We start from the raw sequence: 24,111 nt of genomic DNA, 5'->3' as shown, positions 1-24,111 counted from the left end.
ATTATGACAGGTACGAACAGTTATTATGCGCAGGAGCCCGCATCCCGACAAGGGAATACGGGCATTTGTGACAAGATTAAGAAGATAAACCAGGATTTTTGCTGTCAGTTGAACGATTATTCAGAGTATCGTCGAGCTTTTTGTGATCCAGCTCTTTCACCCATTTCGCCACCACCACCGTTGCCACGCCGTTACCCACCAGGTTAGTTAACGCACGCGCCTCTGACATGAAGCGGTCAATACCCAGAATCAACGCCAGACCCGCCACCGGCAGGTGACCCACAGCAGAAATAGTGGCAGCCAGTACGATAAAGCCACTGCCCGTCACGCCTGCCGCGCCTTTAGAGGAGAGCAGGAGCACCACCAGCAGGGTAATCTGGTGGAAAATATCCATATGGCTGTTGGTCGCCTGAGCGATAAACACGGCTGCCATCGTCAGATATATTGAGGTGCCATCCAGGTTGAAGGAGTAGCCCGTCGGGATCACCAGCCCGACTACCGATTTACGGCACCCCAGCTTTTCCATCTTGTCGAGCATACGCGGCAGCGCCGATTCTGAAGAGGAGGTCCCCAGAACAATCAGCAGCTCTTCGCGGATGTAACGGATGAATTTGAAAATGTTGAAGCCGGTCGCGCGGGCGATGGACCCCAGCACCACGACCACGAAAAGGATACAGGTGATATAGAAGCAGATAATCAGCTGGCCCAGCTGCACCAGCGTACCGACGCCATACTTACCGATGGTGAAGGCCATCGCACCGAAAGCACCGATTGGCGCCAGGCGCATGATCATATTGATGATGCCGAAGATGACCTGCGAGAAGCTTTCAATCACATTAAAGATAAGCTGGCCTTTGCTGCCCAGACGGTGCAGGGCAAAGCCAAACATCACGGCGAACAGCAGAACCTGCAGGATGTTTCCGCTGGCGAACGCGCCAATGACGCTGCCCGGTATTACGTCCAGCAGGAAGGCCACCACGCCCTGGTCCTTCGCCTGCTCGGCATAGACCGCGACCGCTTTGGCATCCAGCGTTGACGGGTCTACGTTCATCCCCGCGCCTGGCTGCACCACGTTGACGATGATCAGACCGATAATCAGCGCAAGGGTACTGACCACTTCAAAATAGAGAAGCGCCACTGCACCGGTACGACCTACCGCCTTCATGCTTTCCATGCCAGCGATGCCCGTCACGACGGTACAGAAGATCACCGGAGCGATGACCATTTTGATGAGCTTAACGAACGCGTCGCCAAGCGGTTTCATTTGCGCGCCCAGTTCAGGGTAATAGTGACCCAGCAGAATACCGATGGCGATGGCTGTCAGGACCTGGAAATAAAGACTTTTGAAGAGTGAGGTTTTCATAAGGTGTCCTTGGGAAGAAAAACCACAGGCTTTGTAAGGTTATGGTTAACCTGCGGCTTTAAAATAACACCCACATAACAGGACAGAAATAAACTCAGTTCAAATTTGAAACACAAATGTTAAGAACTTTGAGCTGGCTCGCACAAGCCAGCAACAAAATTACACTTTTGCGTGGTTGTCAGCGCCAGAAAGGTATCGTTGTTCAAAGACATCCGAAGGAACAGCAGGGGCAAAAAGGAAGCCTTGTCCGCTCTCCACGCCCGCCTCTGCCAGCCAGACGCGCTGTGCTTCGGTTTCAATCCCTTCGGCAATAAGATGCAGGTTGAGACTGCGTGCCATCTGGATAATCGCCTGCACCATGCTGCTGTCGCCCGGCAGACCGTCGACGAACGTTTTGTCAATTTTGAGCACATCCACCGGAAGGGTTTTCATGTGCTGAAGCTGGCGCAGCCCGGCGTAGCCCATGCCAAAATCATCCAGCGCAATGCGAATGCCGGCGTTACGCAGCGGCTTAAGAATGGCGACCGCCTCATTAGGGTCGTCAATGCGCCGGCTCTCCGTTACTTCCAGGGTTAACGTATCAGGCTTAATTCGGTAACGATGGATCAGCTCCAGCATCTCTGAAACCATGGTCGGGTGCATAAGCTGCAGGGCAGACAAATTGACCGACAGCGGCAGCGTCACGCCGCGCTCCTGCCAGGCCGCAAGCTGACGGCAGGACTCCTCCAGCACCCAGTAGCCGACGGTAACCATCAGGCCGCAGGACTCAATGCGCTCAATCAGCCCTTCCGGCAGCTCCCACGAACCATCCGGCTGCTGCAGGCGCAGCAGCGCCTCGGCGCTTTTCACTTCTCCCGTCAGCAAATTCACCTGCGGCTGTAGCCAAAGGGCAAACTGGCGGTTATCCAGCGCGGTCAGGATATCGCTTTCTTCCGTCAGGCGCTGCTGGGCCTTTTCCATCTGCTCCGGGTCGAAGAACTGGATCTGATTTTTCCCTTTGCGCCGGGCGGTAAACGCCGCCGAGAACGCGCGATGATAAAGCTGTTCCGCCGTTAAATCGCCATAGTACATGGCGATACCGATACTGGCGCTCGGGCGAAGCTGGATACCCTGAATGGGCAACCGCTCATTAATGACAGTGAGTACTTGCTGACCTAATGTGATCGCATGCCACGGCTCTTTTACGCCATTGGCAATCACCACCAGGTCGTAGCCGCTGACCTGGGTCAACACCATGCGCGGGGCAAGGACAGACTTCACTTTTTCCACCAGGGTCAGCAGCAGCATTTCGCGCTGGCTCTCCTTGAGCACGCCAGCCGTGTCCTGCAGGGTTTCACAGGCGATTGCCATCAGCGCCGTGGTTTGCTGACGGGCAACGGTCTGCTCCAGCATCGCCATCAGGAAGGCTTTATTGGGAAGCTCCGACACCGGGAAGCGCGTGGCGCTGCTGTTTAACTCCTCCTGCTGACGCTGGATGCGCTGCTGGTTGAGGTTGTAGCTGCGCACCAGCATACCTATCTCATCGTCATGATGCAGACGCGGCAGCTCAAGCTGATGTCCCAGCTGATCCTGCGGCGCAAGCGTATTCAGCTCGCGGGCGATACGGCGCAGCGGATGAACAATCAGCCTGTTAATGCACCAGGTGAGCGCCACGCTGAGGATCAGCGTCATAAGTAAGCAAGTGGTCACTAACGTAACCACCCAGCTCATGACGAATTTATACATGCGGTAGGGGTCCGCCTGTAATACCAGGTAGGCCAGCGGCTGCGGATTCGCAGGGCGTTCGAGTGAATAAACGGGCAGCGAAATTTGCACCGGCAGTTCAAACAGGCGCATCACCATCATCGGGACGGGACGCTCCGGGATAAAGCTCATCCGCAGCGCCTGAAACTGGTTGGGCAAGACGACGTCGGCGCGGCTAACGACGCCAGCAGGCTGAATGCGTTTTAAAATGGTTTCCGCTTCGGGAATATCCCCTTTCAGGATAGAGGCAGAAAGCGGGCCGCGCACCGAGCGGGCGATACTTTCTAACTGCGAAGCCGTGTTATAGCGATTCTGCTGTACGGCATGAAACAGCAAAATTACGCAGAAGAGCAGTACAAACAGCATGGTGACGCCAGAGACCATCGCCATCTGTTTGATTGTTAAGGAACGGCTGACACGCAAAATGACTCTCCACAAAACTCGAAGCGCAGGGCGCGCCAGGGTGCAAACCTGGCGCGCCTGAGTATACCCGATTGCCGCGCTATTAAGAGAGACTTACAAATGGATTAAGGAAAATCCGATTACCAGTCTGCGTACGGGATGAGCGGCTGCGGCGGTAAGTCCATATCGCCCTGCCAGCCTGCAGCAGAGTAACGCACATAGATCAGCGCATGGCTTGGGGTATAGTCTTTCGCTTCCTGAATATCCACACCCATGCCCACAAACCAGTTGGACGTGACGCGGCGTTCGATAATCGCCCGCGCGGTATAACCCGTGCCTGAGGAGCTGCTGCCGGTTTCCATCGCGCCCCGGTCAGTATAGCGGCCTGGCTCATCGGTCGGGATCAGACTCTGGATCGGGTAGCGCAGCTCGTCTTTGGTTTTGGAGTGAGACCAGGACACCGAGCCCCCCAGCTCCCAGGACCAGTTCTCCGTGCGTTTACGCCAGGTCACCGGCAGCGCGAAGGAGACATACTCCTGCGGGCTGTAGTAGCCGCCCTGACCCAGGGTATAACCGCTCAGGTCTTTGTCGTAGTGCCAGAGCATATTGGAGACGCCGACCGTCAGGCGCTCATTGTTTTTATTAATGAGCTTGTAGTAGTAACCCGTCATCCAGCGTACGCGCCAGTTATCTTCCACATTTTTACCCGTCAGCGTTTCCGCGTTCAGGCTGGACCAGACGCCGTTCGCTTCTCCTTTGTCATAGCTCACGCTTACGCCGCCACCGGTGGCACGTACGCCGCCCCAGGTGGTGCCGGTGTTGGTATCTTTTTGTCCGGCAAAGGCCAGCAGAGAGCTGGAGATTGGACGCCGATGGGCGTTAACGGTATAGCCAACAGGCCCCAGGTCGCTGCTGTAGCTGATGCCGCCCACCACGTCGACGACGTCAAAGCCCATTGGCGTGGTGCCAATATCCATCGCCCAGGTTTTATTCTGCCAGCCGACGGCAACGCTTGCGCCATTGTCTGACTGATGGGTATTGCCGCTACACGGCGTCGCAGAACAGGTACCCCAGCTCGGATCGTACTTCCCGTCCTTCGTCGCAAACGAGCCGGCATCCATATTGACCAGATCGCTTCTGAAGAACATGCGTCCGTCAGAGAGCGGGGCATCCACCTGCAGCATGGTGGTATGCGCTTTCAGGTCGGAATAGCCGCCCGTGCCGCTGGAGCCCCAGTAGTCGTGCTGCAGCGTGACGTTAACATCCTGCTGACGGTACAAGTCACCGGCATCACTGCGCACGCCGCGCTTCAGCCAGTCGTCCTTTTCATCGTTACGCGTCAGACGGGTAAAACTGTCGTTGTCGGCCGGACGGGTCGTCGTGACGCCGGACGACACCATCGCATCTTTATAGGTTTCCAGCGCCTGCTGAGGCTGCCCGTTTTGCGCCTGGAAACGCGCGGCATCACGTAATACCAGCGCGTTTTCCATGGAGCCGGGCTGCGATTTAGCCTGCGGAATGATTTTGTTGAAGGTCTGTTCTGCGGCAGCGGAATCGCCCAGGCCTGCCTGCGCCATCGCGATCCGGCGCTGCATGTTGAGCGACTGCGGCTGGCCGTTTTGCGCGGCGGGCAGTTTTGCCAGCTCTGCGCGCGCGGCATCTTTGTTACCCTGCGCGCTATAAATCTCGGTCAGGCCGAGGATCGCGTCTTCGTTCTGCGGTTCACGCTGCAGAACGGCGCTGTACGTCGTTTTCGCCGACGCCAGATCGCCACGCTGCTGCGCCCAGTCCGCCAGCGTCAGGTCGATGCGGGTGGAGGTCGGCTGCTGACGCAGAAGGTTTTCCGCCTCCTGCTCTTTGCCGCTGTCGCGCAGGCGGTTGGCGGTTTCCAGCACCTGGTTACTTTGCAGGCGGTCGGCAAGCTCCTGAATATTGCCGTTCCACTGGCTGCGCGGCAGCGTGTCCAGATGCGCCAGCGCGGCGCGGTCCTGATCGTTTCCGGAAAGATAGAGCCCGCTGGCGTACACCTGATCCGGGTCGGACGGTTTCTGGCTGGCAAGCTGACGCATCAGGGTATCCGCCTGGCTGCGCTGACCCGCGCTGTAGAGATCGCGCGAGAGACGATAGGTTATCCACACGTCGCCGGGAGAGAGCGCCAGACGACGACGCTGAATTTCTGCCGCCTGAGCGTATTTCCCCTGATTTTCCAGCTGTTCTGCCTGAGCGGAAAGCTGCTCGTTGGTCAGACTGCGTTCAATATCATCAATGCTCCGGCGCTGGCTGGCGGAGAGAGACTGGATAAACTGCGAGGCCTTCTCAGGGGACTGCGCGCGGTAAATATTGGCCAGGCCGCGGACCGCATTGCTGTTGCCGCTGTCCATACGCAGCGCCTGGCGATAATAACGTTCCGCCGCGTCGTTATCTTTACGCGCCGCGGCGGCATCGCCCAGCCCCAGCACGGCATAACTGTCGGTATTGTCGATACCGCGTGCCTGCTGATAGTAACGCTCCGCCTGCGCCGGATTATTCGCCTTCAGCGCCGCATCGCCCTGCTGGATCAGCAGCCAGTAACGGTTAACCTTGAGCAAACTGTCCCATTTACCCCGGTTATCGCTCTGGGGATCGAGGGCAATCGCCTTTTCAAACTGCGCCACCGCGCGGGCGCGGTCGCCTTTCTGGGAATAGGCCTGACCAAGGGCGCCCACCGCTTCACTGTCGGCATGGTTGGCGCTGACGGCTTTTTGTAGCTCAGCCACCGCCTTACTCCCCTGCCCGGCATCCACCGCCGCCAGCCCTTCCGCTTTCGCGCGGAACGCCGGATCGGCGAGCTGTTTTTGCTGCGCTTCAAGCTGGGCACGCGCCGCCGCGACGCTATCTCCGTCGCTGAATACGCTCAGGTATTTTTGCAGCGCGCTGACGCTGGCGCTGCTGGCAGGCTGGCCTTTGATTTGGTCATACCACATATCAGACGCCTGGTTACGGCCATTGGTAGATTTGGCCATCTCCTGCAACACCGCAAAGCCTTCATCACGGCGTCCGCTCTGGAACAAAAGCTGGGACAGCGTCGCCTGCAGCTGTGTATTTCCGGGGCTGCTGGTATTTATTTTCTTGAGCTGGTTAATGGCCGCATTCCGGCGAGCAGGGTCTTTCGCGACCACATTCCAGTATTCCGTCGCCACGTCACCGCCCGGCGGGTTGCCGTCAAACAGCTTGTCGTAGGCGGCAATCGCCTCCTGCGTGTGTCCCGTGGTGGCGAGCAATCGCGCCTGCTGGAGCTGCTGGCGGCCATCCGGCGTGGAAAGCAGCATCGTGTTGCGAGATGACTGGTATGCACTTGAGCCCGGCGCGATCCCTTTCAGACGATCCAGCTCTTTTTGCGCGCCGGCGTTATCGCCCTGGCGCAGCAGGTAGCGAAAGCGTGCGGCAATGACGTCAGGGTTGTTCGGGTCAATCAGCTCAAGACGGTAGAGCGACTGACGAACCAAATCCTCACGCTGTGTCGATTCGCCCAGCCGCACCTGCTCCAGAAGCTGTTTCTGCTGCGGAGAGTTGACGGCCTGGGCCCACGGCATAAGCGCCAGGCCAAGCGATAAAGTGAGTAAATTTACTGTGAACTTGCGCATTCCTGGCCCCAATCCGGTATTAATTCACCTTGAGCGGTGAAGCGAAAACGATGCTGATCCCATCCTTGCCCAAAGAGAGTCAGCACGTAGCTGTAATAGGCATTGTTATCGGGAAAATGGTCCGCAACGCGCTGGCGCTGAACCGCCTGGGCATCACGTTGTTGTAAAAACGGCAGCATGGCGGCAGAAAACCCGACCGGGCCATTCCCGGTGCGTTTACCCGTCACCACATCCACTTTCTCCGGCGGCACACCCCGTTTCATTGTCTTTGCCGCCATCGGCTGGAAGCGCGTCAGCAGCCGGGCTTTCTGAGGATCTTTATCACTCATCATTCCCACCCAGAGATAAACGCGGATGGCGTCGTAGCCGCCCACCAGCGACTTATCCTGCTGTAACCGCCAGCCTCTGTTTTTCTGATACTGCACCCAGTCCGGCGAAAAACCTTTCGGCGCACTCTCCAGCAGCAGACGCAGATTGGTTTCACGAAGCTGGGTCCACGGGGTACCAAAACGAGTGAAATAACTCGCTAACTGCGGAGGAAGATAGCTGGGGTTAAAGCGCCAGACGTGTTCATCGGCAAAACCGACTTTACCGGGAAGCAGCATTGCGCCGAGCCCCGGCACTTTCACCACTTCCTCGCTGACAATGCGTTTCAGCAGCGCCTTGCCCGTGCGGGTATAGTCCGGATGTTTCCACAACCGACCCGCTTCGAGCAGTGACCATGCGATCCAGACATCGGCGTCAGAGGCGGAGTTGGTATCAATCACCGCCCACGTCTCTTTATCTTTCTGACCCCATAGCCAGGCTGGCAGATGGTCGTTGAGATTGCCGCTGGCAAGATTATCTCGCGTCCAGGTCAGCACCTGGTCAAACGCGTTGCGATCGTTCGCCGACAGAGCAAAGAACAAGGCGTAGCTTTGCCCTTCCGACGTCGTAATTTTGCGCGTGTCGCTGGGATCAACGACACGCCCGCCCTCGCTGATGTAATCCTTTTTAAACTGCTCCCAGGCAGGCCAGGTACAGGCGGCGCGAAGAGGAAGCGCCGCCAGCATCAACGCTGCTAATACACACCAGCGAAAGGCTTTCATCACATCTTACTCATCCGGGTTCAGACGACGACGGCTGATGATACGCAGCAGACGCCACAGCACCCATGCCAGCAAGACCACGCTAACCGCAGCCAGGATGGCGAGCAGAACCGGATGGTTAGCCAGCGCATACCACAGGCGTTCGAACCACGGCAGATGGCCTACGTAATACACATCACCCACGCGCAAGCTATTGACGCCGGACTCGCGGATCACCGACACGGAACCAAACATCGCGGCACGTTTACCGCTGTCGTTCATGGCCGTATTAAGCAGCTCATACCCGCGCGGGCTGTCCGCCAGGAGAGCCACCACGCTACGCTGGTCGTTATATGGTGACTGGAAGCCCACCACCGCAGCCATTGCCCCCTGAGACGTTACCGTCGTCTGCGCGCTGGCCTGACGATCGTTCTCATCCGGCATAATGCTCGGGAAATCGGTCTGGCGCAGCGGCGTGTTAACCCAGGACTGGGCCGCTTTCACCAGCAGATCGATACGTTTGTCATCCTTCAGCTTGTCCGGAATGGTACCGATCACCAGAATGTCAGCGTCTTTGTTCTGAATCTGGCTGCCATCGTCCGTCAACGTGACGTTAATCGCCGGTAATCCCGTCTGTCCCCCAACGGTCGCCATGGTGTCCAGCAGAGTCGTGACCTGCCCTTCGCTTGGCGCTTTTGGCATCACCACAATGGAGTCAGAGAGATCGGCCATGCGGCTGAACGGGAAGCCCGCGTTAGCAAAGGCGCGCAGATCCGGCATCGCCAGGAAGTGATAGTACTTCGAGAAGTCGATGGTCGACTCATCGCCAATCACAACGTGGTTCTGTACGGGCTGGAAGGTGATGCAGTTTTCCGCCGAGCCGCCAGGCATCGGGTTCATGTACTGGAAGTCAAAGCGCAGCTGGTTTATCGCACCCAGCTTCAGTGCCGGGATAGAGACATCCGTTTTACCGTCCAGCAGACCCTGCAATACCGGCAGGCGAAGCATCAGGCGGTTAGTATCCTGCGTGCTTTGCAGGCTGAACGATTGCAGGAACTGGTTGTTCAGGCTGATATCCATGCGCGAGCTGTCTTTGGTCGCTGGCGCGGTATAACGGTAGTTCAGATTGATATCAATGCCGTTGGTACGCAGCAGGTACAAATCCGGCGGCAGATTCATTGACAGGCTAATCGGCGCAGGCTCAAGCCCCGTCGCCTGCAGCTGTTCTTCATAGGTTTTCAGCTCGCCAAATGTCACCGCACGGTCGGTACGCACCCAGTTTGGCGCATCATAAGGTTTACGCGCCAGCAGCGGTTTGACCTCATCCACCACCACGCTGTTACCGCGGAAAAGGACGTTGCCCTGGGCAATCGCTTTTGCTGCCTGCACCAGATCTTTATCGTCGCGGCCAAAGACCACCAGCAGCTTCACGTACGGGTTTTCCGGGTGGCTTATCATCTCAACGGTCGGCGCTTTGACGTCCGGATGATCGCGCAGGAAGGCCGGACGTTTTGCGTTGGTCGCAAACACAATGGCATTTCTGTCCGGCAGCTTGTCATACATGGCCGGGAAGCTCTGTCCACGCCAGCCGGCACGTGAACCAAACCAGGACGCCACAATGGTGGCCGCCAGCTGCTCGGTCACGTCCGGGGAAGATGCAAACACCATCGGCAGCGTGAGCGGACGGTTATCACGCGGGTCAAAGAACGGAACCGGGAATGCCGAGAGATCGTTTTTCAGCGCCAGCGACTGGTAGGTCATCTGCAGCGAGGAGTTACGCCCGACGTCCATCCACAGCGTGTTGCTGGACGGGTTTTCGCAAACATCGCGGTAGTGACCGACAAATTCCAGGCGAATACGGTTAAAGTCGGTGATGAACAGCGGGTTGATCGGCACCTGAGCCTGGGTTTTCTTGCCCAGCTGCTCTTTCGTGACCGGCAGAACGTCCATCAGCTCATCATTCAGGTAGACCTTCAGCTGAGACTGTGTCGGCAGCAGAGACGGCGACGGGGTGTATTCAAGGTTCAGCACCGCATTAGAGACGACCTCATCGCTGCGCATGCCAAACTCAATGCCGCCGTTAGGGTTGATGCCGCGCAGCACCATACTGCCCGGAGGCGGTGCGATTTGCGCAAAGGTCAGCTTCACGTCCCGTGACGGCGCATTGTCTGCGACGACGGGCGCATTCGCCCCCCGGACGCCCGGCATCACCTGCCCGATGACCTGGCCGTCTGCCGGCAGGGTGTTCCCCTCCGTTGGCTGGTTCGGCACGATATTTTCTGTTTGACCAGGTGCCGCGGTGACAACCGGATCGGTTGCTTGCGCGACGACAGGTACCGTTGGCGCAGGCGTTGCCGCTGCGTTACCAGGAGCTGCGTTAGCCATTGTTGCGGGGATAACATTCATCCCCATTGCCACTGCACATAACCAGGAAAGTTTTGTTTTCATCGCGTTATCATCATTGTTGAGCCATAACCGGGTCCGCCTGCTTCGCCTCATCCCGCTCAGGACGACGAGGAATGAACGACACGACCCAGGAAACCAGCGAAGTAAGTGACCGGAAAATTAATTTCACCGACGACGGGGCAAATTCTGCAAGGTGACGATAGCCACGGAACCCCAGCTTCAGAATATCCAGCAGGCTTTCCAGTGGTTTATCTTCCGGGAAGCTGTCCTGCCAGAGAGCCCACGTATCCGCGCGGGCAAACGTACACTGCACAAAATCGATATGTTGCTTTTTGGTCAACGGCATCAGCTGCAGACCGACTTCATTGCCCGCCACGCGAACCACCTGCGTCGGGAAGACATACTCCTGCTGACCGCGCTTAAGCAGCAGGTTAACTTTCTGCCCTTCCAGCACCTTCGCCTGACCGTTGATTTTGATCCCCAGACCACCGTCAGAGAAGTCGTGCACGGTACAGGAGAAGAGGTGACCATCTTCACGGGCAATCGCTGCAGGCATGCAGATTTCCACGCGATGCGCGCGACGAACCTGTTTGCTCTCCACCGACACCGCCACCGCGCCGCCGAGGATAATCAGGTTGTAGAAGACCCAGGCCATACTGACGAAGACGGTCAGGATTTCGTTTTCCGGGCCGTAGTAGTAGCGCCAGATACCGGCGATGACGCCCACGATATTCAGCAGTACCAGGAAGATATACGGACGGGAGATCACCCAGTCGACGTACTCCTCTTCCACCAGGCCGCCCTTCGCGGTGACGTTGAATTTACCTTTGTGCGGGTTAATTAGCGCCACCATCGTCGGCGGCGCGATGTACCAGGCCAGCACCGTTTCGTAGATTTCACTCCAGAAAGAATGGCGGTATTTACCCTGTATCTTCGAGTTCGTGAGGCTCGCATGAATCATGTGCGGCAGAACAAACAGCGCAATCATCAGCGCCGGGGCGTAAATGATATAAGCATGAAGGAGCAGGAACGCCAGCGGCGCGGTCAGGAAGATGAGCCGCGGAATACCGGATAAGAAGTGGAACATGGCGTTGACGTAGCAGAGACGTTGCGCCAGCTTGAGCCCTTTCCCTATCAGTGGGTTATCGAGACGGAAAATCTGCACCATCCCGCGCGCCCAGCGAATACGCTGGCCAATGTGCGCCGACAGTGACTCCGTAGCCAGACCGGCAGCCTGCGGAATACGCATATAGGCTGAGGTATAGCCACGACGGTGCAGGCGCAGAGAGGTGTGCGCATCTTCAGTCACCGTTTCGACGGCGATACCGCCAATTTCATCCAGCGGTTTACGGCGGATAACCGCACAGGAGCCGCAGAAGAAGGTGGCATCCCACATGTCGTTTCCGTCCTGCACCAGGCCATAGAACAGCGTGCCTTCGTTCGGGGTTTTACGGAAACGGCCAAGGTTACGTTCAAACGGATCCGGCGAGAAGAAGTGGTGCGGCGTCTGCATCATCGCCAGCTCTTTCTCCTTCAGGAACCAGCCCATGGTCATCTGCAGGAACGAGCGCGTCGGCACGTGGTCACAGTCAAAGATCGAGACAAATTCCCCTGTGGCATACTTCAACGCGTTGTTGATGTTCCCAGCTTTTGCATGTTCGTGAGTCGGACGGGCGATGTACTCGACGCCAACCTCCTCTGCGAACTGGCGGAACGCCGGACGGTTGCCGTCATCCAGGATCCAGACCTTGAGCTTGTCTTTCGGCCAGTCGATGCCCAACGCCGCATAAATGGTGTTTTTCACCACGCTCAGATCTTCGTTGTAGGTCGGTACAAAGAGATCGACAGACGGCCACTGCGCGGTGTCTTTAGGCAGCGGAACCGGCTGACGGTTGAGCGGCCAAATGACCTGGAAATAGCCCAGCACCAGCACGATCCAGGCGTAGGTTTCTGCAAACAGCAGCACCAGGCCGCACACCAGGCTGACCGGGTCGTCCCAGTTCAGGGTTGAGGTATAACGCCACCAGATGTATCGACAGGAGACGGTTAACGACAACACAATCAGCATCAGCGCCGAGAAGCGGCCCGGAATACGGCGGACCAGCAGCGCCACGCCCCACAGCAGGATCAGGAAGGTGAACTGCGCCAGAGGGTTGAAAGGTTGCGTAATACAGACCAGCGCCAGAATGAGCGAGAACACCACGATCACGCCGAGGATAAAACGCCGCAGGCCCGGGTGGAGATGCCCGAGCTCTTTGTGGTTATCCAGGTGGCTGGTCTTATCGCTTACGCTGTTGGGCAGTTTATCCAGCCACTGGTGGTAGCGTTCGCGTAACTGTTGCACGCGGGAGAAACTGCGCCAGTGCGGCGTTATTGTCTCTGAGCGGGATGACGTGACCGCCAGCCAGATGGCCTGAATGAGATAACGCGCCGGATCCAAAGGACGCGGCCGGTCGGGATTAATGTGCGGATAGAGCTCACTGTGCCGTGCGCGTATGCGCTGCCAGCGCGGGTGTTCGAGTGGAATAAACATCCAGGCCAGAATCATCCAGAAACAGCCGAGCGCGGCGCTAAATGCCGAAGCACCGTGCCGGCGGAAATGCCGGTAGCGTTCGCTCAAACGCGAACTGACCGGCGGGATGAGTAACCAGCTGGCGAGACGACTCATACAGAACTCCCTGCCTGCTCCGCACCGTTGGCGAAGTTCAGCAGACACCAGTTAGCCAGCGTCAGGATCTCTTCTGCCGCCAGTGAATCGCTGCGGTATTCGCCGAGCGGTTGCTTAGACGCAAGGCATTCCGCCATTCCCTCATCGCGATGGATGACTATGGGAAGCAGACGGCGCTGGCTTTGCAGCCACACCTGATACAGATCGTCCTGGATCTGGCTGCCGATGCGCAAATCGTTAATCAGGATATGGCCATTTTGAGGTAGCCCCTGCTGATGCAGGCGGATATGGCAGTTCGCATCGACGTTGACGATCGAGAGCACATGATCGCACTGCGCGATGAGCTGTCGGGTCAGCGTGCCGGCACCGTGCGGCAGATCCAGCAGGATCCATTTATAGTGTCCCTTTTCTTTCAGGGTTTGCAGCGCCAGCGTGAATTGCGAAAACAGGCGCTGATACGCGGCTTCATTCTCGCGTTCCGTGGTGGTCAGCTGACCAAACGGCAGCAGATCGAGCTGGGAGGTATAGCGCATCCCTGCATCCTGCCAGTCTTTATCATCAAGCAGCGCGCGGGCCCAGCCCTCTTCGCGTGAAAAGTCGACATTAAACGACATACGCAACAAATTATCGGCGCAGGCGTCAATAACCAGCACCGATTCACCTAAAAGCTGTAATGACCACGCCAGCGCCGCGGTAACTGATGTGGTACCCACACCGCCACGGACACCCTGTAATCCGAGTATGGCCATCAATGGCTCCCTTATTGTTGATGGGCGAATTCAGCTAATAACGGCCAGCGTTTAATAGCCGCAGCCAACTGTTCCCGCTGGGAAATATCGGTGTAATCTATTTCAGGTAAAGAAAAGGCCTGCGTCAGCGCCAGAAAATCGTTTTGGAATGTGTAACCCAGGGTCGAATCGACTGGGGTTCCGGGTTCATTATTATCCATTCTTTTTCCATCCCTTTGCGTAGAATCGCCAGATCAGAAGTAGCGAGGCATCCTGCCCTATGAAATTTCATTTACATGCTAAATCTGATGTTCTTTAATTTCAATGTTAGGTTTATTTCTACGCTTTCGCTAGTAAACTGAGATACAGATAAATTAGACGAAAAGAGGGACACCGTGGACTCCATATTTTCTATTGGCATCCAGTCATTATGGGACGAATTGAGCCACATGCCAGTCGGAGGAGTCTGGTGGATTAATACGGACCGTAATGAAGATGCTATCAGTCTGGTAAACCAGACAATTGCCGCTCAGGATAAGGATTCCCGCGTGGCCGTCATTAGCATGGGCGAAGAACCCCGGAAAATTATCTCGCTTGAAAGTGGTCGCGGCCCCCAGACGGTGCGATTATTTTCCATGACATCGGAAGCCGATAGTCTATACTTTTTGTCCCGCGACGTTCAGTGCTCTATTGATCCGGATCACTATTTAGTGATTCTTAAATGTGCAAATAACGTCCTGCAAAATATGCCTGCTGAAAAACTGCTGCCATGGCTGGAAAAAATCAATAAATGGGCAAAATTTCAAAATTGCACGCTATTGATAGTCAATCCCGGCAGTAATAATGACAAGCTGTTCTCACTTTTAATGGGCGAATATCGCTCCCTGTTCGGTCTGGCAAGCATTCGTGACCAGGCGGGCAGCTATCTCTACGATATTGCCTTCTGGTGTAATGAAAAAGGCGTGAGCGCCAGGCAGCAGCTTACGCTGAAACATATCGAGGGCGAGTGGCACCTGGCGCAGCAGGAAGAGACCGTGGTGCAGCCGCGCAGTGATGAAAAACGCATCCTGAGCCATATCGCGGTTTTAGAGGGAGCACCTGCCCTGTCGGAAAACTGGTCACTGTTTGAATCTAATGAAGCCCTTTTCCATGAAGCCCGCACAACCCAGGCGGCAACCCTTATTTTCTCGCTGATGCAGAATAACCAGATTGAGACGCTGGCAAGGCAAATCCACACCTTACGCCGCCAGCGCGGCAGTGCGTTAAAAATCATCGTGCGCGAAAATAATACCAGCCTGCGCGCCACCGATGAGCGCCTGCTTCTGGGCTGCGGCGCCAATATGGTTATTCCATGGAATGCGCCGTTGTCACGCTGTCTGACGCTTATCGAAAGCGTTCAGGGCCAGCAGTTTAGCCGCCATGTACCGGAAGATATTTCCACGCTGCTCTCCATGACGCAGCCGATGAAGCTGCGTGGATACCAAAAATGGGATACCTTCTGCGACGCCGTCGGCAACATGATGAGCAACACGCTTCTTCCTGCTGACGGAAAAGGGGTCATGGTCGCCCTGCGTCCCGTACCGGGTATTCGCGTTGAACAGGCGCTCACCTTATGTCGCCCGAACCGTACGGGGGACATTATGACCATTGGTGACAATCGCCTGGTACTGTTTTTGTCCTTCTGCCGGGTGAACGATCTCGATACGGCACTTAACCACATCTTCCCCCTGCCTACCGGGGATATTTTCTCGAACCGTATGATTTGGTTCGAAGATAATACCATCGGCGCGGAGCTGGTGCAGATGCGTGCGCTCCAGCCTGAACAATGGGTTAAGCCGCTCGCCATTAAGAGCGATGCCAAGCCGATCCTCAATGCCAGACACGATGGACACGTGTGGCGTCGGGTTCCGGAACCCCTTCGCTTATTAACAGACAACGCGGAGAACGCATCATCATGAATATCAGCGATATCATTCAACTGGTTATATTCTGTGCGCTGATCTTTTTCCCGCTTGGCTACTATGCGCGCCATTCCATACGCCGTATCCGCGATACGGCCAGGGTGCTGTTTATAAAACCTCGCTACGTAAAACCAGCCGGAACACTGACACGGGCATCACACGTCAAGGCAGACCGAAAACATGACTAACTCTACCTATACCGCTTCGTCACCCTCGCCGCTCTGGCAATACTGGCGCGGCCTTTCCGGCTGGAACTTCTACTTTCTGGTGAAGTTTGGTCTGCTGTGGGCAGGCTATCTGAATTTCCATCCCCTTCTCAACCTCGTGTTTATGGCCTTCCTGCTGATGCCGCTGCCGAATATCAGGCTGCATCGCTTACGCCACTGGGTAGCCATCCCTGTCGGGTTTGCGCTGTTCTGGCATGATACCTGGCTACCGGGGCCTGACAGCATTATGAGCCAGGGGTCGCAGGTGGCGGGCTTTAGCGCCAGCTATGTCCTCGATCTGACCGAGCGCTTTATTAACTGGCAGATGATTGGCGCGGTATTTGTGCTGCTGGTTGCCTGGCTGTTCCTGTCACAGTGGATCCGCGTCACGGTGTTTGTCGTCGCGATTATGATCTGGCTTAACGTGCTGACGCTGGCTGGGCCGAACTTTTCGCTGTGGCCTGCCGGTCAACCGACCACCACGGTGACCACCACAGGGGGAAGCGCAGCGGCAACCGTCACCACGGCAGGCGATACGCCTGTGGTGGGTGATATCCCAACCCAGACCGCACCGCCGACCTCGACCAACCTGAACGCCTGGCTCTCCAGTTTCTATACCGCAGAAGACAAGCGACAGACTAAATTCCCGGATGCGCTGCCGGCGGATGCTCAACCGTTTGAACTGCTGGTGATCAACATCTGCTCTCTCTCCTGGGCCGATGTGGACGCCGCCGGTTTAATGTCTCATCCGCTGTGGTCACATTTCGACATTCAGTTTAAAGATTTCAACTCTGCCACCTCGTACAGCGGCCCGGCGGCGATCCGCCTGCTGCGTGCAAGCTGCGGTCAGACATCGCATAAAAACCTGTATCAACCCGCCGGCAACCAGTGTTATCTGTTCGATAACCTTTCAAAACTGGGCTTTACGCAGCATCTGATGCTGGGGCATAACGGCCAGTTCGGTAACTTCCTGAAAGAGGTGCGCGAACAGGGTGGCATGCAGGCACCGCTGATGGACCAAACCGGTCTTCCTGTCTCTCTGCTGGGCTTCGACGGTTCACCCGTTTATGACGACACTGCCGTCCTGCAACGCTGGCTGCAGACCATCGAAAAAGACAGTAATCCACGCAGCGCGACGTTCTTTAATACCCTGCCGCTCCACGACGGTAACCATTTCCCGGGCGTGAGCAAAACGGCAGATTATAAAGTGCGTGCGCAGAAATTCTTCGACGAGCTGGACGCGTTCTTCACGGAGCTGGAAAAATCAGGCCGTAAAGTGATGGTGGTTGTGGTGCCTGAGCACGGTGGCGCGCTGAAAGGTGACAGAATGCAGGTGTCAGGCCTGCGTGATATCCCAAGCCCGTCCATCACCAACGTGCCTGCAGGCATCAAATTCTTTGGAATGAAGGCTCCGCATCAGGGCGCACCGATTGAGATTACGCAGCCAACCAGCTATCTGGCGATTTCAGAACTGGTTGCCCGCGCCGTTGACGGGAAGCTGTTCGTGGAAGATAGCGTGAACTGGGATCAGCTCACCAGCAAACTGCCGCAAACGGCGGAAGTCTCAGAGAACGCCAACGCGGTTGTCATTCAATATCAGAACAAACCGTACGTTCGCCTGAACGGCGGGGATTGGGTACCGTATCCGCAGTAACTGATTTATCCCTCACCCTCTCCCCATCGGGGAGAGGGGATAGTCAGTGCGTTATTATTGCGCTGAAATCCACACCAGCATTTTCAGACTTGCCGAATAGTAGTCGTCTTTAGAGGTGATTTCGGGTTCTCCGGAAGGCTGTCCCACCGTTAAATCACGCACGGCCAACAGGCCGCCTTCCATCATGTAGGGCGCATATTCGTTGGTCGTGACGTTAACCCAGGCGGGAGTTTGTTCCCGGGGGAACTGACCGAACCAGGCCTTCCACGGCGTCAGCAACGGGCTTTGCTTATCAGACCAAGCAAGGTACAGCGGAATACGAATCGCGTCATAGCTCATTCGCGGCGGCCAGCCTTTAGCAGGAGCCAGCTTGCCGCCAGATGCCAGTGAAACCCAGTCAGCGGGCAGATTCGCTTTGCCAGAGCCCATTTTCCCCAGCAGACGTTTCCCGTCCTTAATCAAATCGCGCCAGACCGGCAAATGACTGCGTCCGGCGAAGGCCTGCCAGGCCGGAAACACGAAATAGGAAGGATTAAGGACCACTTCACCCTCAAGCTTAAATCCCTGAACGCCGGGCAGCATCACGCGGTAGCCCGCATAGCGGATCACGCTGTGGTCAATCAGTGCTTTTGTAATGGCATCCGATGCGGCGCTGTAGCGCTTGTCATGCCAGCGGGCGTCGGCTTTGAGCAACGCCCAGGCAATCAGCACATCACCATCTGCAGCGTTGTTTTTGTCGGCGACCGGGTTGGACTCTGCGGGGTTATAGCGCCAGTAGAATAAACCATTTTCTTTGTTCTTCAGCTGACTGTCTGTCCATTGCCAGAGCTTATCGAACGTGGCTTTATCGTCGTTGGCCACCGCCATCAGCATGGCAAAACCCTGACCTTCCGTATGGGACACGCCGCCATTGCCGGTATCGACAATGCGACCTTCCGGTTTGAAAAAGCGGACCTTATAACTCTCCCAGGCCCGATCCGCATGAGAGAGAGGCGAGAACAGCAGACTCATCATGACGGCCAGCGTCGCGCAGACGGGTTTTCGCATAATTAACTCAATCCGGTTATTCGGCACTTCGCAGTGAAATCTCACCGCCCATCCAGGGTTTGATCGCGCCATCCTGCTCCAGGAGCAGCGCGCCCTGTGCGTCAATACCGCGGGAAGTTCCGTAGATCTCTTTATCACCAATCAGCAATTTCACCGGGCGATTGAGGAAGTTATCCAGCTTTTCCCAACGCGACAGGAACGGTGCCAGCCCTTCCTGTTCAAAAAGCGTGAGTGAGCTACGCAACTCTTTAATCATACGTACGGAAAGGGTGTTACGATCGATAACGATCCCCGCCTCCTGGAGGTTAGTCCAGGCCTGATTCACCACATCATTTTGTACATTGCGCATCACCATATTGAGGCCTGCGCCAATGACGATCTGTGCCGCATCGCCCGTTTTTCCCGTCAGTTCGACAAGAATACCCGCAAGTTTACGATCGTTGAGGTACAGGTCATTAGGCCATTTAACGCGTACCTTATCCGCTCCCAGATCGTGCAGCACTTCCGCCATGACGATGCCGATGACCAGACTCAGGCCAATGGCAGCGGCCGGGCCCTGATCGAGTCGCCAGTACATGGACAGATAGAGGTTGGCGCCAAATGGCGAAAACCATTTGCGTCCGCGACGGCCACGACCGGCCTGTTGATATTCAGCAACGCAGGCATCGCCTGATTTTAGCTCAGGCAGACGATCCAGAAGATACTGGTTCGTTGAATCAATCACCGGCAGCACCGCAACATTGCCGTGTCCAATCTGGCTGCGGATCGTTTCTTCATTCAGCAATTGAATAGGCTCCGGCAGGCTGTAGCCTTTTCCGGGAACCGTGAACACATCAACACCCCAGTCGCGCAGCGTCTGAATATGCTTGTTAATGCCGGCACGGCTCATGCCAAGCTGCTCACCCAGCAGCTCGCCAGAATGAAACTCACCGTCAGCAAGGATGCTAATCAGGGTTAAGGGGATGGTATTGTCTTTCACGCGATGGCCTCCACGGCATTGACTTCACCTGTGCGGCCAATGAAGCGAACTTCTGGCTCCAGCCAGACGTTAAACTTTTCGCCCACACGCTGACGAACATAATGAGCCAGCTGTACAACATCATCGCTGGTCGCATCGCGTTGATTAATCAGTACCAGGGCCTGCTGTTGGTGAACGGCAGCACCGCCTACTGAAGTGCCTTTTAGCTGGCATTGATCGATGAGCCACCCCGCGGCCAGCTTCACGCTGCCATCCGCCTGAGGGTAATGTGGCGCTGCTGGCCATCCTTCAAGGAAGGCTTTTGCATTTTCGCTGCTGATAACCGGGTTTTTGAAGAAGCTTCCAGCGTTTCCATTTACTTTTGGATCGGGAAGTTTGGTCATCCGCATATGGCAAACCGAGTCAAAAACGTCACGGGCGGTTACGGTAGCCGGATCGAGACGCGTTAAATCTCCGTAGGTCAACACCGGCTGCCAGTTCTTCGACAGGTGCAGACCCACGGCGACAATCACGTAGCGGTCCTGATATTCATGTTTGAAGATACTGTCACGATAGCCAAATCGGCACTGTTCTGCCGTTAAACGCTTAGCCGTTCCGGTTGCCAGTTCGATGCAGTCGACATATTCACAGACATGTTTCAGTTCGATGCCGTAGGCGCCGATGTTTTGAATAGGTGACGATCCGGCGCAGCCTGGAATAAGCGCAAGGTTTTCCAGACCCGGCATCCCTTTTTCGAGGGTAAATTGCACCAGATGATGCCAGTTTTCTCCGGCACCCACGTGCACAAGCCAGCTATCGGCACGCTCTTCCACATCAATTCCCATGATGCGGTTAACGATCACCGTTCCCGCAAAATCATCGAGAAACAGGACATTACTTCCTTCGCCCAGAATCAGTACGGGTTCGTTATTTTCTGTCGCGTTTTGCCATGCATCCAGCAGCTGCTGTGCAGTATCGGCACGTACAATTTGATTAGCATTGCGTTGAATGCCAAAGGTATTCCAGGGCTTAAGGGAGTGGTTCATAGACGCTATCCTGATGCAAAAACGCAGGTAGTTTACCGTATAAGCAGGGTATTGGGGGATTAGTTTGTGCGCCGTATAAACGCAAAAAGGCCATCCTTCCGGATGGCCTCTCTACTTATTTGATGCCTGGCAGTTCCCTACTCTCACATGGGGAGACCCCACACTACCATCGGCGCTACGGCGTTTCACTTCTGAGTTCGGCATGGGGTCAGGTGGGACCACCGCGCTAAAGCCGCCAGGCAAATTCTGTTAAATCTGTATCAGGCTGAAATTGATTGTCTGTCTCTCGTCCGCCGAAACAGCTTCGGCGTTGTAAGGTTAAGCCTCACGGTTCATTAGTATCGGTTAGCTCAACGCATCGCTGCGCTTACACACCCGACCTATCAACGTCGTAGTCTTCAACGTTCCTTCAGGACTCTCAAGGAGTCAGGGAGAACTCATCTCGGGGCAAGTTTCGTGCTTAGATGCTTTCAGCACTTATCTTTTCCGCATTTAGCTACCGGGCAATGCCATTGGCATGACAACCCGAACACCAGTGATGCGTCCACTCCGGTCCTCTCGTACTAGGAGCAGCCCCCCCTCAATTCTCCAGCGCCCACGGCAGATAGGGACCGAACTGTCTCACGACGTTCTAAACCCAGCTCGCGTACCACTTTAAATGGCGAACAGCCATACCCTTGGGACCTACTTCAGCCCCAGGATGTGATGAGCCGACATCGAGGTGCCAAACACCGCCGTCGATATGAACTCTTGGGCGGTATCAGCCTGTTATCCCCGGAGTACCTTTTATCCGTTGAGCGATGGCCCTTCCATTCAGAACCACCGGATCACTATGACCTGCTTTCGCACCTGCTCGAGCCGTCACTCTCGCAGTCAAGCTAGCTTATGCCATTGCACTAACCTCCTGATGTCCGACCAGGATTAGCTAACCTTCGTGCTCCTCCGTTACTCTTTGGGAGGAGACCGCCCCAGTCAAACTACCCACCAGACACTGTCCGCAACCCGGATTACGGGTCTACGTTAGAACACCAGCCATTAAAGGGTGGTATTTCAAGGTCGGCTCCACGCAGACTGGCGTCCACGCTTCAAAGCCTCCCACCTATCCTACACATCAAGGACCAGTGTTCAGTGTCAAGCTATAGTAAAGGTTCACGGGGTCTTTCCGTCTTGCCGCGGGTACACTGCATCTTCACAGCGAGTTCAATTTCACTGAGTCTCGGGTGGAGACAGCCTGGCCATCATTACGCCATTCGTGCAGGTCGGAACTTACCCGACAAGGAATTTCGCTACCTTAGGACCGTTATAGTTACGGCCGCCGTTTACCGGGGCTTCGATCAAGAGCTTCGCGTTGCCGCTAACCCCATCAATTAACCTTCCGGCACCGGGCAGGCGTCACACCGTATACGTCCACTTTCGTGTTTGCACAGTGCTGTGTTTTTAATAAACAGTTGCAGCCAGCTGGTATCTTCGACTGATTTCAGCTCCACCCGCAGGGGCTTCACCTACATATCAGCGTGCCTTCTCCCGAAGTTACGGCACCATTTTGCCTAGTTCCTTCACCCGAGTTCTCTCAAGCGCCTTGGTATTCTCTACCTGACCACCTGTGTCGGTTTGGGGTACGATTTCGTGTTACCTGATGCTTAGAGGCTTTTCCTGGAAGCAGGGCATTTGTTACTTCAGCACCGTAGTGCCTCGTCATCACACCTCAGCGTTAAAAGAGTTCCGGATTTACCTAAAACTCCCGCCTACATGCTTAAACCGGGACAACCGTCGCCCGGCTAACATAGCCTTCTCCGTCCCCCCTTCGCAGTAACACCAAGTACAGGAATATTAACCTGTTTCCCATCGACTACGCCTTTCGGCCTCGCCTTAGGGGTCGACTCACCCTGCCCCGATTAACGTTGGACAGGAACCCTTGGTCTTCCGGCGTGCGGGCTTTTCACCCGCATTATCGTTACTTATGTCAGCATTCGCACTTCTGATACCTCCAGCACCCCTCACAGGACACCTTCAACGGCTTACAGAACGCTCCCCTACCCAACAACGCATAAGCGTCGCTGCCGCAGCTTCGGTGCATGGTTTAGCCCCGTTACATCTTCCGCGCAGGCCGACTCGACCAGTGAGCTATTACGCTTTCTTTAAATGATGGCTGCTTCTAAGCCAACATCCTGGCTGTCTGTGCCTTCCCACATCGTTTCCCACTTAACCATGACTTTGGGACCTTAGCTGGCGGTCTGGGTTGTTTCCCTCTTCACGACGGACGTTAGCACCCGCCGTGTGTCTCCCGTGATAACATTCTTCGGTATTCGTAGTTTGCATCGGGTTGGTAAGCCGGGATGGCCCCCTAGCCGAAACAGTGCTCTACCCCCTAAGATGAGTTCACGAGGCGCTACCTAAATAGCTTTCGGGGAGAACCAGCTATCTCCCGGTTTGATTGGCCTTTCACCCCCAGCCACAAGTCATCCGCTAATTTTTCAACATTAGTCGGTTCGGTCCTCCAGTTAGTGTTACCCAACCTTCAACCTGCCCATGGCTAGATCACCGGGTTTCGGGTCTATACCCTGCAACTTAACGCCCAGTTAAGACTCGGTTTCCCTTCGGCTCCCCTATACGGTTAACCTTGCTACAGAATATAAGTCGCTGACCCATTATACAAAAGGTACGCAGTCACACCACGAAGGTGCTCCCACTGCTTGTACGTACACGGTTTCAGGTTCTTTTTCACTCCCCTCGCCGGGGTTCTTTTCGCCTTTCCCTCACGGTACTGGTTCACTATCGGTCAGTCAGGAGTATTTAGCCTTGGAGGATGGTCCCCCCATATTCAGACAGGATACCACGTGTCCCGCCCTACTCTTCGAGTTCACAACCTGTGTGCTTTCGTGTACGGGGCTATCACCCTGTATCGCCGGACTTTCCAGACCGTTCCACTAACACACAAGCTGATTCAGACTCTGGGCTGCTCCCCGTTCGCTCGCCGCTACTGGGGGAATCTCGGTTGATTTCTTTTCCTCGGGGTACTTAGATGTTTCAGTTCCCCCGGTTCGCCTCGTTAACCTATGTATTCAGTTAACGATAGTGTGACGAATCACACTGGGTTTCCCCATTCGGACATCGCCGGGTCAAAGGTTCATATCACCTCGCCGGCGCTTTTCGCAGATTAGCACGTCCTTCATCGCCTCTGACTGCCAGGGCATCCACCGTGTACGCTTAGTCGCTTAACCTCACAACCCGAAGATGTT

14 protein-coding genes and 2 rRNA genes are annotated in these 24,111 nt (G+C 55.8%); 3 read left to right on the top strand and 13 right to left on the bottom strand.

Annotation, left to right across the window (positions count from 1 at the left end):
* Positions 1-76: 76 nt before the first annotated feature.
* The 8 genes from V4835_RS01475 to bcsR form a co-directional block, all read right to left on the bottom strand.
* Complete coding sequence (locus V4835_RS01475) at positions 77-1,363, bottom strand: dicarboxylate/amino acid:cation symporter (protein WP_032662127.1); 1,287 nt, start codon at positions 1,361-1,363, stop codon at positions 77-79.
* 159 nt (positions 1,364-1,522) lie between these two features.
* Positions 1,523-3,529, bottom strand: coding sequence for a biofilm formation regulator HmsP (gene hmsP / locus V4835_RS01470; RefSeq protein ID WP_331411051.1), 2,007 nt, complete (start codon positions 3,527-3,529; stop codon positions 1,523-1,525).
* Between the two features lie 119 nt (positions 3,530-3,648).
* Entirely contained in the window at positions 3,649-7,131 is a 3,483-nt protein-coding gene (bcsC, locus tag V4835_RS01465; protein WP_331411050.1) for a cellulose synthase complex outer membrane protein BcsC, read from the bottom strand.
* Positions 7,113-8,219 (bottom strand): cellulose synthase complex periplasmic endoglucanase BcsZ, encoded by a 1,107-nt coding sequence (gene bcsZ, locus V4835_RS01460; RefSeq protein ID WP_331414063.1) that lies wholly within the window; start codon positions 8,217-8,219, stop codon positions 7,113-7,115. The genes bcsC and bcsZ overlap by 19 nt, the downstream gene beginning before the upstream one ends.
* A gap of 6 nt (positions 8,220-8,225) precedes the next feature.
* Positions 8,226-10,646, bottom strand: coding sequence for a cellulose biosynthesis cyclic di-GMP-binding regulatory protein BcsB (gene bcsB, locus V4835_RS01455; protein WP_331411049.1), 2,421 nt, complete (start codon positions 10,644-10,646; stop codon positions 8,226-8,228).
* 10 nt (positions 10,647-10,656) lie between these two features.
* A complete protein-coding gene (gene bcsA / locus V4835_RS01450) occupies positions 10,657-13,272 on the bottom strand; it encodes a UDP-forming cellulose synthase catalytic subunit (protein ID WP_331411048.1) in 2,616 nt (871 codons plus the stop codon).
* Positions 13,269-14,021 carry a cellulose biosynthesis protein BcsQ gene (gene bcsQ / locus V4835_RS01445; protein ID WP_063145658.1) on the bottom strand — a complete coding sequence of 251 codons (753 nt, stop codon included), beginning with the start codon at positions 14,019-14,021 and terminating at the stop codon, positions 13,269-13,271. Before bcsQ ends, bcsA begins: the two co-directional genes overlap by 4 nt.
* Positions 14,022-14,032: 11 nt before the next feature.
* Positions 14,033-14,221, bottom strand: a complete 189-nt coding sequence (bcsR, locus tag V4835_RS01440) for a cellulose biosynthesis protein BcsR (protein WP_008503237.1) — start codon at positions 14,219-14,221, stop codon at positions 14,033-14,035.
* 174 nt (positions 14,222-14,395) lie between these two features.
* On the opposite strand from bcsR, the gene bcsE reads away from it, so the two are divergent.
* From bcsE to bcsG, 3 genes are read left to right on the top strand one after another with little or no spacing between them, the layout of a single operon-like run.
* On the top strand, positions 14,396-15,958 hold the full coding sequence (gene bcsE / locus V4835_RS01435; RefSeq protein WP_063145659.1) for a cellulose biosynthesis c-di-GMP-binding protein BcsE: 1,563 nt from the start codon (positions 14,396-14,398) through the stop codon (positions 15,956-15,958).
* A complete protein-coding gene (gene bcsF / locus V4835_RS01430) occupies positions 15,952-16,149 on the top strand; it encodes a cellulose biosynthesis protein BcsF (RefSeq protein ID WP_024908822.1) in 198 nt (65 codons plus the stop codon). Before bcsE ends, bcsF begins: the two co-directional genes overlap by 7 nt.
* On the top strand, positions 16,142-17,821 hold the full coding sequence (bcsG, locus tag V4835_RS01425; RefSeq protein ID WP_063145660.1) for a cellulose biosynthesis protein BcsG: 1,680 nt from the start codon (positions 16,142-16,144) through the stop codon (positions 17,819-17,821). Before bcsF ends, bcsG begins: the two co-directional genes overlap by 8 nt.
* A 54-nt stretch (positions 17,822-17,875) precedes the next feature.
* Here the strand turns inward: bcsG and V4835_RS01420 are convergent, their stop codons facing one another.
* From V4835_RS01420 to V4835_RS01400, 5 genes are all read right to left on the bottom strand, one after another.
* On the bottom strand, positions 17,876-18,868 hold the full coding sequence (locus V4835_RS01420) for a glycosyl hydrolase family 8 (RefSeq protein ID WP_331411047.1): 993 nt from the start codon (positions 18,866-18,868) through the stop codon (positions 17,876-17,878).
* A gap of 16 nt (positions 18,869-18,884) precedes the next feature.
* Positions 18,885-19,847 carry a bifunctional biotin--[acetyl-CoA-carboxylase] ligase/biotin operon repressor BirA gene (birA, locus tag V4835_RS01415; protein ID WP_331411046.1) on the bottom strand — a complete coding sequence of 321 codons (963 nt, stop codon included), beginning with the start codon at positions 19,845-19,847 and terminating at the stop codon, positions 18,885-18,887.
* Positions 19,844-20,872, bottom strand: coding sequence for a UDP-N-acetylmuramate dehydrogenase (murB, locus tag V4835_RS01410; protein ID WP_331411045.1), 1,029 nt, complete (start codon positions 20,870-20,872; stop codon positions 19,844-19,846). The genes birA and murB overlap by 4 nt, the downstream gene beginning before the upstream one ends.
* A gap of 124 nt (positions 20,873-20,996) precedes the next feature.
* A 5S ribosomal RNA gene (gene rrf / locus V4835_RS01405) occupies positions 20,997-21,112 on the bottom strand.
* A gap of 74 nt (positions 21,113-21,186) precedes the next feature.
* A 23S ribosomal RNA gene (locus tag V4835_RS01400) occupies positions 21,187-24,093 on the bottom strand.
* Positions 24,094-24,111: the final 18 nt, after the last annotated feature.

Source organism: Enterobacter cloacae complex sp. CARB60, assembly GCF_036487345.1.
In the GTDB taxonomy this organism is placed as follows: domain Bacteria; phylum Pseudomonadota; class Gammaproteobacteria; order Enterobacterales; family Enterobacteriaceae; genus Enterobacter; species Enterobacter asburiae_D.
Note: the sequence above shows the minus strand (reverse complement) of the source record. Positions and strands in the feature narration are given on the sequence as shown.